The 10,251-nt window shown below is 67.6% G+C and carries 7 protein-coding genes and 1 pseudogene; 6 read left to right on the top strand and 2 right to left on the bottom strand.

Annotation, left to right across the window (positions count from 1 at the left end; all coding sequences use genetic code 11):
- The first annotated feature begins 86 nt into the window (after window positions 1-86).
- The 5 genes and pseudogenes from DB31_RS40500 to DB31_RS40480 all read left to right on the top strand — a co-directional run bounded on the left by DB31_RS40500 (window position 87) and on the right by DB31_RS40480 (window position 4,728).
- Window positions 87-1,540 (top strand): annotated as a pseudogene (locus tag DB31_RS40500) (restriction endonuclease fold toxin 5 domain-containing protein).
- 15 nt (window positions 1,541-1,555) lie between these two features.
- Window positions 1,556-2,275, top strand: coding sequence for an immunity 52 family protein (locus DB31_RS40495; protein WP_044198454.1), 720 nt, complete (start codon window positions 1,556-1,558; stop codon window positions 2,273-2,275).
- A gap of 204 nt (window positions 2,276-2,479) precedes the next feature.
- Window positions 2,480-3,247 (top strand): zinc-dependent metalloprotease, encoded by a 768-nt coding sequence (locus DB31_RS40490; protein ID WP_044198453.1) that lies wholly within the window; start codon window positions 2,480-2,482, stop codon window positions 3,245-3,247.
- A 3-nt stretch (window positions 3,248-3,250) separates the two neighbouring features.
- A complete protein-coding gene (locus tag DB31_RS40485) occupies window positions 3,251-4,021 on the top strand; it encodes a trypsin-like serine peptidase (protein WP_044198452.1) in 771 nt (256 codons plus the stop codon).
- Window positions 4,022-4,080: 59 nt separating this feature from the next.
- Window positions 4,081-4,728, top strand: coding sequence for a PilZ domain-containing protein (locus DB31_RS40480; RefSeq protein WP_044198451.1), 648 nt, complete (start codon window positions 4,081-4,083; stop codon window positions 4,726-4,728).
- Here DB31_RS40480 and DB31_RS40475 read toward each other — a convergent pair.
- The gene (locus tag DB31_RS40475; protein ID WP_052420637.1) at window positions 4,692-5,561 is read right to left on the bottom strand and encodes a sigma-70 family RNA polymerase sigma factor; all 870 of its coding nucleotides are present in this window, start codon (window positions 5,559-5,561) and stop codon (window positions 4,692-4,694) included. The two genes, DB31_RS40480 and DB31_RS40475, sit on opposite strands and share 37 nt — an antisense overlap.
- 35 nt (window positions 5,562-5,596) lie before the next feature.
- Entirely contained in the window at window positions 5,597-8,521 is a 2,925-nt protein-coding gene (locus tag DB31_RS40470; RefSeq protein WP_052420636.1) for a serine/threonine-protein kinase, read from the bottom strand.
- Window positions 8,522-8,623: 102 nt separating this feature from the next.
- Between DB31_RS40470 and DB31_RS40465 the strand changes: the two genes are divergently transcribed.
- Window positions 8,624-10,216 carry a hypothetical protein gene (locus DB31_RS40465; RefSeq protein WP_157232400.1) on the top strand — a complete coding sequence of 531 codons (1,593 nt, stop codon included), beginning with the start codon at window positions 8,624-8,626 and terminating at the stop codon, window positions 10,214-10,216.
- The last annotated feature ends 35 nt before the right edge of the window (window positions 10,217-10,251 follow it).

Raw genomic sequence — 10,251 nt, 5'->3', positions numbered from 1 at the left:
CTTGGCGGCGCACCGCCACGGCCTCCAGCCTCCCTCGCTACTCCCGAGCTTCGAGACCGCTCCGGCTGCTCTGGCTGCTTGAGCCGGTGAACTCTTACCTTCCGCGCTCGGCGGTCCTGCTGCTGTTCGTGTTCCTCTCAGGGTGCAGCGCCTCAACGAGGCCCGTCGTTCGCTTGGACACAGGCCAAGGCGAGCCCATCGTCCACACCCCGCGCCGCGATGTGGAGCCGGTGGCGGTGAGCGAAAAGGAGTTCAAGCAGGCCGTCGCGCAGCAGGCCCCCACTGTGCTTCCGGTGGAGCGGCCCTTGGAGCACGCCCGGCAACTGTTCGGAGTGCCCAAGCGAAGCGGCTGGTACCGGTACGAGGGCAGGAGTCAGCGCCTCATCGCCTCTGCACCGGAGAGCACCAGGAACCTGCGCCTGTTGCCCGAGGACGAGGAGCTGAAGCGCCGCTACCTGCTGTGGTGCGAGGGGACGTGGGGGAGCGGAGATTGCCTGCGCCTGCTGGTGGACAAGCCCTTTCTGGATGGAGATGCCAAGTACGCGCTGGCCATGGCGATTGCTCACAGCAAGGTCCTGGGGCCATGAGAGAGGAACTCGCCCGGATGGTGAACCCCCAGGCGGTGGTGGCTACAGTGGTGGGCGGCCTGACCATGTACGCGATCTTGCTCGCGCTGCCCGAGCCAGTGAGCAAGGGCGTGGCGGCGCTGATGACACTGGGAGCCATGGCCTACTTGGGCTGGGACACGGTGTGGCGCCTCATTGATGGATGGCTGGTGCTGATGAAGGAAGTAGATCAGGCCACCACCTTCGATGGCATCTATGCGTCCGGAGAGAAGTTCGGGGACACCCTGGGGGAGAAGGCGGCGCGAGCCTTCGTCATGCTGGGCACGGTGGCCGTGGGGAACACGGCTTCGGGCATGGCCGCAACGCTGCCGAAGTTGCCGGGAGCCGGGCAGGCGGCGGTGGTGGCCGAGGCGCAGTTGGGCATCCGCTTCAGGGGCCCTGCTCTGGCTCAGGTGGAGTCGGTCGCCCTCACGGCCGAGGGCGTCACCCTCGTGCTGGCCCCCAACGCAGTGGCCATGGCGACCCGCGACAGCGCAGGCGGCAAGACTGGCGCACAGGCTGCGCCGCCCAGCTCCGATGGCCCGGGGGAATGGGTCCAGGCGAACGAGTCCATGTCCGAGAGCGCCCGGACCTATCAAGCCCAAATGACGGGGACGCCCAAGGGATACGCCTACCGCGTCAAGGTGGGTGACGAGGAGGTGGACTTTGATGGCTTCGACCAGGGGGTTCTCCTCGAGGTCAAGTCCACCGGCTACGCGCAGTGGATCACCCAGAAGCTGGACTTCCTGCCGAACTTCAAAGGACAGCACAAGTTGCTGGAGCAAGCGCGACGCCAGTTCGACGTTGCCAACGGGACACCTATCCGGTGGATCGTCGCTGAAGAAAAACTCGCAGGTGCACTCAGGAAGATGTTCAAGGGGGCTGGCCTCAACGAGATTGAGGTTGTCCATGTTCCCCCCACCCCGCCCCCGTGAGGAGTAGCCGTCCGGATGATAGAAACCTATTACGCTGGCTCCTATTGGCTCGCCCGGCGTGAGTCCGCTGAGGCTTGCGCGGGGCGTGCGGAGCGTTTCTTCCACCTCTTGGGGCGCTGCGAGCCGGCGTGGACTCGCTGGTATGAGTCGGCAGACTCCTTCGAGGAGGCGCGCAAACTCCAGTTCGCGACAAGCACGGCGAACTTCCAGAAGCTATTCGCTCAGGAGGCGAATCATTTCGGTGACCGCTTCTCGTTCCACGTGTGGACGGGCGACACCTTGGATGAGACGTCCGGCGTGGATGGCAACTGCGGTTCATCCTCGCTGCGGCTTCCGTCCACCTGCGTGCTCAAACCTTACGATGAAGGTCCGATCGGGGAGCGGGTGCTGACCGCTCCCGTGATGGCTGAGGTGCTGCGCAGCATGGCTCTGGCCTGGGACCCGGAGTGGGGAGTGGCCACCTCCGAAGCGCACCGAGACAGCGTGACGGAGAAAGCGACGCCGGGCACCTTCATAGGCTGGGTGATGTACTTCTCGCGGCTGCGAGGCAAGGTCCCCCCACTGCCTGCCCCTGTGCGCATTGAACCGGTGGAGGACAAGGGCACCCTCGTCACCCTCACGAACGAGCGGTTTACCGTCTCCAACCCGGAGCACGTCGCACTGGCCGCTCGCGTCCACGAGCTGCTGGACCGGACCGGGCTGCTGCGGCCGTTGCAGCCTTGGCCGGCAGGTTGACTGCACGCTCGGTTCACGGCCAGAGGATACTCCCGTAGACATTGTAGGTGGACGACAGACCTTTCCATGCCTGCCGCTTAAGCCACTTTTCTCAGGCTTTCAGAATTTGATGGCTTTTTGAGTTTAAATGACCTAAATCGCATGGCATCTGCCCCGCTTTCCCCCACGGGGCAGAGCCCGAATCCGGGCAAAGGAACAACGACCATGTTCAAGAAGACGGCAGTCCTCGTGATGAGCTGTGGTGCCCTGCTGGCCGGCTGCGGTACCGATCTCCAGTCCGAGAACGAGCAGATCATCTCCAACCTCGTCGAGGCCGGGTATCCGCGCCAGGACATCATGGTCGTCGAGGACAAGGTGTACGTGGGCCTCGACGCGCACGTGACCCTCCAGGCGTCCCAGGAGATGCTCGGCACCGTGGGCACCCCGGAGCAGTACCAGACCACCAACATCGTCGGCACCAGCGTGACGAAGATCTGCGTCGTCCCCACCAGCACGTTCAACAGCTACAGCCGCCTCAGCGCGGGCCTCGATCTGGCCATCGAAAACTACAACAGCCAGAACCTCCGCATCCGGTTCGCGCGGGGCTCGGCCTCTGACTGCAACGCGACCATCACCGCCCAGACCTCGACCGGCGCCGGCGGCTCCGCGGGCTTCCCCTCGGGCGGCAAGCCCTACGGCACCATCAACATCGGCACCGGCCTGCAGAGCTACAGCAATGACGTGAACGAGCACGTCATCACCCACGAGCTGGGCCACGCGGTCGGCTTCCGCCACTCGGACTACTACAACCGGGCCATCAGCTGCGGCGGCTCCGCCTCCAACGAGGGCACCGCGGGCGTGGGCGCCATCCTCATCCCCGGCACCCCGAGCACGGCCACGGTGGGCGGTTCGATCATGAACTCCTGCTTCCGCTCCACCGAGACCGGTGAGTGGACCGCCTCCGACAAGACCGCGCTGAACTACCTCTACTAAGAGATGAAGCACCAGCCCCCCGGCTCATCCCTAAATCCGTGGGGGCTGCCCCTCGCGGGCTCCTTGCTCCTGGCCCTTGTGGCCTGTGGTGGTGAGGAGCCCGCGGCCCCTAAGGTCTGCGCCAGCCAGCAGAAGCCCGAGGTCCACAGCTTCCAGCAGTGCGGCCCGACCCTCGATTTCACCCCCATCAACCGCTACGCGGGTACGCTCGCGGACGCCATCCAGCGCTCGGAAGACGCCGTCGCCCTGATCAACGGCAGCTGCACCGGAACGCTGATCGCGGCCGGCGCGGGTCCGGTGGTGCTCACCGCGGGACACTGTGTGGCGGTTGGCGACCGGCCGCTGCTGGTCTTCAACTTCGAGGACGACGCCGACGGGGATCCGCTGATCACCGAGGGGACCGTCATCGAGCAAGCGCTCGAGCCTGACTATGCGCTCATCCAGCTCGACACGCTCCCAGCGGTCACTCCCGTCTCACTGACGACCCAAGCCACCGAGCCGCTGGCCATCATCCAGCATCCCCGGGGCCACCCCAAGGTCATCGCCGAGGGCACGTTCCTGGCCTCGTGCAACCAGCTCGTCTATTACGCGGACCTGGATACCCTGGTGGGGAGCTCCGGCGCCGGCGTGCTCAACCGCCAAGGCCACCTGCTGGGCGTTCACACCGACGGTGACTGCAACGAGAAAGGCCAAGGCGTCAACTGGGGCTGGACCGCCGAAGCCATCGTCGAAGCGTCCCCGTACCTGCAAATCGCCGACATCGCGGACCGCTGAGGACGGTGGGGCCTCGCCTTCACGTTGAACAGGGCGCGGGCCACACCGATAATCGGACCATGCCCGAGGAAGCCGCCACGTCAGTCGAGGTCCGGTACGCCTCCCGCCGCGCCTTGTTGACCGCGGCGAAGACCGAGCGTGGATCGCTGACGCTCTTCGTTCCCAGCCCCCACATGGTGTTCCAAGACGCTCGTGTGAAGCTCTTCGTCACCTTCGGAGATACCTCCGAGCGCTTCGAGCTGGAAGGGGTGGCGTTGGAGACCACGCGGAAGATGGGCCGCGACGGCAAGGGCGGATTCCTGGTGGGCTTCGTCGGAGACCACAAGCGACGGGCCGCGGAGGTGTTCGCGTTCTGCGCGCAGCGTCCGCTGTCCATGGGCACCGCCTCGCGCGAGCGAATCCCCATCCGCAAGAACTGCCAGCTCAAGCTCGGAGACCGGCAGCTCCCCGCGGAGCTGAGGGACTTGTCCCAGACGGGTGCGTTCATCGTGGGCAACAACCTCAGCAAAATCAAAGAGGGCGAGCCCGTGTGGCTGAAGGTGGCCGATGGCCTGTTCGGCATCGGCGGGACGTGGATCGAGGCGCGGGTGATCTGGCAGGGCAAGAAGGGCGAAGAGCGAGGCCTGGGCCTGCGCTTCACGGGCAACGAGGCGAAGCAGGCCTCGGCCATTCAACGCCTCTTGGAGCGCTCGGGTTCGGGACGCTGATCCGCGGCCCGGAAGATGCTGCCCAGGGCCAGGCCCAGCTGGCTCCTCACGATGCCGATGATGCTCTCGGCCTCGCCCCGCCCGATGCGCATGCGCTCCATGAGCAGTTGGTGCGTCCCGGTCAGCAGCGCCTCTCGGCCTCGCGTGACCCAGCGCGCCACCGTCGCCCGGTGCACCCCGTACACCGTGGCGATCCGCTCGGTGCTCAACCCATCCAGGAAGTGCAGCCGCAACACGTTTCGCTCGTCGGCCTCGAGCCCCGCCAGCGCATCCTTCAGCGCCTGCTGGACCTCGTCCCGGTAGTGCGCCTTGAGGAAGTCGAGCTCGGGATCCTGCGTGGTGGGCTCGCGCTGCGCGTCCATGGGCGCTCTCGCCCCCAGCGGGTCGCTCTTCTTCTGCTCGTGGTAATTGAGCGCCGCGCGAACCGCCGCCACCCTCACCCAGCCTCCCAGCGGCCCGCGCCCCGAGTAGTCCCCGATCTTCGCCGGTACGCCCTGCTGCCCCACGAGGAGCTTCTCCCAAAAGGCCTGCGTCAGCTCCCCGCGCTCGTCCGGTGGCACGTTCCGGCCGCGCAGCGCCGCCTCCACCGTGGCCCCATGGCTCGCTTGGAAAGCGGACGCAGCGCCCGGGACTCCCTCCTTGCATGCACAGGCCAGGTACAGATCCGCTCCATGCAGCGCCGGGAGCAGGCGCTCGGGGGGGTTCCGTTTGGGGAGGTGGCACATGACGTGCCGCACGAACACCTCGAACGGCAGCGGCAAGGACGGCCACGCTTCCCGCCCCACCTCAAAGAGCCGCGCCAGCCCTTCCTCCACCGCATCTCCCTCCGTCATCAGCCCCGCGTTCTCCAAGCCCCAGGATAACACCCTCACTTCGGCAGCGGATGCGTGGCCAGCCACTTCTCCAGCTCGGCCGCCTGCGCGTCCATCGAGCCGCCAGCGCCGCGCGCCAACTCCAGCGCCTCCGTCACCAAGGCCCTCGCCCGCGCACGCTCGCGCCCCAAGGCCCAGAGCGTGTCCGCCAGGTGCATGCGGATCTGTGCCCGCTCGTCGCGCCCGATGGTGTGCGACTCCGTGAGCGGACGCGACTCCGCGATGGACAGCGCCCGCTCCAACAGGGGCAGTGCCCGAGCGGGTGCGCCCAGCCGCTCATGCGCGTTCCCCACCATGTGGAGGGTCGGTGCCAGGTCGGGAGCATCCGGCCCCAGCATCTTCTCCTCGCGCTCCAGTGCCCGCTGCGCGTATTCCAGTTGCTCTCGGGCATGCCCGAGCAGCGAGTGGTTGATGGCCAGGTTCTTCAAGATGAGGAGCGTGTCGGACTCCTGCGCATGCGGCGCGCGCTGCTGGATCGCCAGGGCTCGTTCGAGCGGAGGGATGGCATCCGCCGCCTCCGTCTGCACATTCGACAAGCTGATCAGCGACTTCACGATGGACGGGTGGTCCGCGCCAAACGCGCGTTCCTCGATGGCCAAGGCGCGCTCCATGAGGGGTACCGCCTCGGGGCTCCTGCCCGCCATGGCCAGGACGAATGCGATCGATTGCAGAGAGATGGCGCAGTCCGGGTGCTCCGGGCCCAGCAACCGCTCCTGGATGGCCAGGGCTCGCTGCGCGAGGGGGAGCGCCTCGGTGAAGCGCTCGAGCGTCGCAAGCGCAAAGGCGAGCCGGCCCAGCGTCCGGGCGACCTGGAGGTGCTCCGGACCCTGGAACTTCTCCTGGAGCGCGAGCGCCTCCTCGAGCGGTGGGATGGACTCGCTCGCGCGTCCCTCATCCATCAGGAGGTTGCCCAGGATGAACAGCCGCTCCGCTGCGAGCGCCGGTGAAGGCCCGAGGCGCTCCAGCACCGCTCCGCCAAAGTCCACCCAGAAGTGCCCCTGCGCGTGCTGCCGAAGGTGCAGGCCGTGCACCAGCGCGAGCATGGCGGCGGTCTTCGCGGCGACCTCGATGTGTCCACTGGCCTCCGCCGCCATCAAGGCCTGTCCGAGCGCCTTGGCCGCCTGAGGACTGTCCTCCAGGCGGACATGGGCCAGGGCGAGAGCCAGGAACGCCTCGGCCTCGACAGGCTTGTAAGACACGTCCTGAGACGCGCGGAGGACCTCTTCCACGAGAGCCCGGCTCGACTCGTAGCGGCCCGCGGAAAGCAGCGCCTTGGCCTCGGCGAGCTGCGCGCGGACCGCATCGATCCGCTCGCGGGCCGCCGGGTCCTGCGGCGGACGCAGCGGCGCCAGGAGGGCCTGCGTCGAGGCGCACTCTTCCAACCGAGGAAGCTGGCCCGCCGCCTCCACGGCCCTCTCCACGACCCCTCTGTCCGCAGTGCTCAAGACGTGAGCCAGGGCGCGCAGGCTCTCGCGGCGCTGCGCCAGGCACGCCATGCGCAAGTCCAGCAGCTCCCCGGACTGCTCTCCGCGCACGTGGGTGGCCTCGCAGGCGTCGGTGCGCATCTGGGCCCATGCGTCCGCGTAGCGATCCAGCAGGCGCTCCGTCCCCGACCACGCGGCCTCCGCATGGGCTGAGTGGGTGGCCAGGAAGGCGGCGCGCACTTCGCTCTTCTGAGCCTCATCCCACGCGCCTACGAGCCGCTCACGCGCTCCCGCACACACATCGTGAGCCCGCTCGCGCCAGCGGAACAGCCCCAGGCCCGCCGCCATCAGGACTCCCACGCCCAGGAGCACCCCCGCCCGAATGCGCCGCTTGCGCTGCATCGTCTGCGTGCTCTCGAGCGCATCCAGGAGCACGTCCATGGAGGGAAACCGTGCCTCGGGCTCCGAAGCGAGGCCGCGGACGAGGATCGGCCACCACCTCGGGGGGATGCGAGTGGGACGCGGCAGCCCTCGCCCTCCGAGCGGCATTCCTCCCTCCGCCAGCGCATTCACCGTAAAGGGGCGCTCTCCTTGAAGCGCCTCATAGAAGGCCACACAGAACGCGAATTGATCGCTGCGAGCGGACGCCGGGGCCCCCCGCCACAGCTCCGGTGCCATGTACACCGGTGTGCCGAGCTTCGCCCCCAATTGGGTTCTCGCCTCGGCTCCGGCCGGCAGCGCTCGCGGGGGCTCCGCTCCTCCGCCCAGCGGCTGGCCTCCCGGAGCAGCGAGTCGCACCAGACCGAAGTCCGTCACCCGCGCCCGGCCATCCTTGCCCACCAGCACGTTGTCCGGCTTGAAGTCGCGGTGCACGAGCCCCGCGCGGTGGGCCGCCGCGAGCCCCTGGCCCGCTTCGAGAAACAGCGCCAGCACCGCATCCGCCGGACGCGGCTCCGCGCGCAGCCATTGTCCCAGCGAGCCTCCCTCGATGAACTCCATGGCGAGGAAGACCTGCCCGTCGAAGCGGCCTCCATCGAACACCGTGACGACATGCGGGTGGGAGAGCCGAGCCAGCGCCTGCGCCTCCCGGAGCAGCCGTGAGGCCGCCTCCTCCCGCGAGTCCTCCGGCAGAGCCTCGCTGTGCACCAGCTTCAGCGCGATGCGCCGGTCCAGCTCGGGATCGTACGCCGCATAGACGACGCCCATGCCTCCCGCGCCCACCTCGTGGAGCACCGTGTAGCGCCCCACCCGCTCACCCGCCGTGAGGCGAGGCCTCGCCGGAGTGGGGGCACTGGCAGAGCCCGTCCACGGAGTCACAGCACCGGGAGTGCTCACTGCCTGCCCTAGCGCGGCCAGGAGCTGGCGGCAGCTGTCACACCCGTCGAGGTGGCGCACCGCGACCTCGCGCTCCTCGGCGGATAAGTGCCCTCGGCTCAGCCCGTCCAGGGTGTTCTCGCCCAGGCACTGACCCGCTACCACATCCGTGGGATGCCCCATCCGGCTCCTTCCGTCAGAGGAATTCTAGATTTTTTTGCGGCGGCCAGCGGTGGCGCCTGTCACTCCCACGAAGCTCGAATTGATGAGCCGAGGAGAAGTTCCATGCATTCCCCACCCATCGAGTCCCCTGCCCTTCCCGCCTACCGAACCTCTGGAGTTACCCGGCCACTCGCCATGGCGCTGGCCTTGGCCGCCGGAGTGCTGGGCACGCTGCTCCTCCCGTCCGTGAGCCACGCCCAGTCCTGCTATTGCCCCGATGGCGCGGACTCTCAGGGTAACCCCGTCACGGGGACATCCTGCGGCCAACAAGTCTGTGGCGCTGACTTCCAGTACTACTCCTGCGAGGAGACGGGCTGGAGCGCGCAGGGCATCTCCTGCCAGGGAGAGGAACCTCCTCCCTCCTGCTATTGCCCCAACGGCGTGGACTTTCTGGGCAACCCCGTCACAGCGACCACGTGCGGCGAGCAGGTCTGTGGTGCCGACTTGCAGTACTACTCCTGCGGGGAGACGGGATGGAGCGCGCAGGGCAAGTCCTGTCCGGAGGCGGGCCCCGTCCCCACGATTCCGCAGCCTACCCTCGCGCCTCTGGACTCCGACAAGCTCACCGAGACGATTGGGATCGCCCCGGGCGCGTGGGGCATCAGTCATGCCGCCCTCCAGAACCAGATCGCCCTCAGCAACACCCGGGTCCGGCTCGGGCGAGCCATGCGCAGGCTCCAATCCCTGCCGCCCACGGCCCCGCCCTCGGAGCAGAGTGAGGCATCCACGGCGCTGTACCTTGCCTCGATGGAGCTGGCGAGCCTGTTGCAGACGGAGGCGGCGTTCCCCGAGGAGCAGCGAGAGCGCGCCCGCTTGCCGGTGCTCATCACTCGCATCAGCCAGCTCGAGAAGCAGTACGCCTTCCTTCCCGGTTACGCGGTCCAGCTCGCCCGGCAGGCCTACTACAACGGCGGCATGTACTTCACCGCGTCGGGCGCGGAGCCGATCTCCTTGTCGATGATCGACCTGCTCGGAGTTCCGCACGGGCCCATCCATCCGGATCAGAACGGTGGCTACATCGCGGCCATCCGCGCGCCCAACGGCCAGCGGGTGGACTTCGGGCACCTCCTGTGCGCGGTGGATTTCAACGCGCCCTATCCCCGGTTGGGCTCGAACGAGTTCTTGAACCGGCGGAATCGCTGGATCTACGAGACCGCAGAGTATGACCTCCCCAACCTCGCGAGCCACGGCGCCATGGTGACGCTGGCAGGAGACCTGGGGACCGCCGCCAATCACATGGTGGAGCACAGCACCGACAGCTGGTCGGCCCTGATGAACGAGGGGCACGAGGACATGCGCGGGGACGTGGACGGGCTCAACGTCTCGATGCTGCTGAGAACCCGGGGGTGGCCAGGAACGACGCCTGTGGCCTCCACACTGGCCGACTACTACTTCGGATGGACCGATGACCAGTACACGAACCGGGCAGACGTCTTCATCTCAACCAGCCCGTACATCATCGATCTGCGCTTCCTGGGCCTGGGCTACTACATCGACGGCTATCTCGCCCCCGACGTGGCCTACGTCGCAGTGGCCTTCTCCTTCATGGGCTCCAACCACAACTGGCTCGGAGCCGCCGCGGTACCGGCGGTGGTGGATGCATTCAAGACGTGGTTGGACCATGAGCTGGAAGGGACCAACCCCACCACCGAGTGAACAGAGCACCGCCTGATCAGGGGGGTAGCGGACGC

This window comes from Hyalangium minutum (genome assembly GCF_000737315.1).
In the GTDB taxonomy this organism is placed as follows: domain Bacteria; phylum Myxococcota; class Myxococcia; order Myxococcales; family Myxococcaceae; genus Hyalangium; species Hyalangium minutum.
Note: the sequence above shows the minus strand (reverse complement) of the source record. Positions and strands in the feature narration are given on the sequence as shown.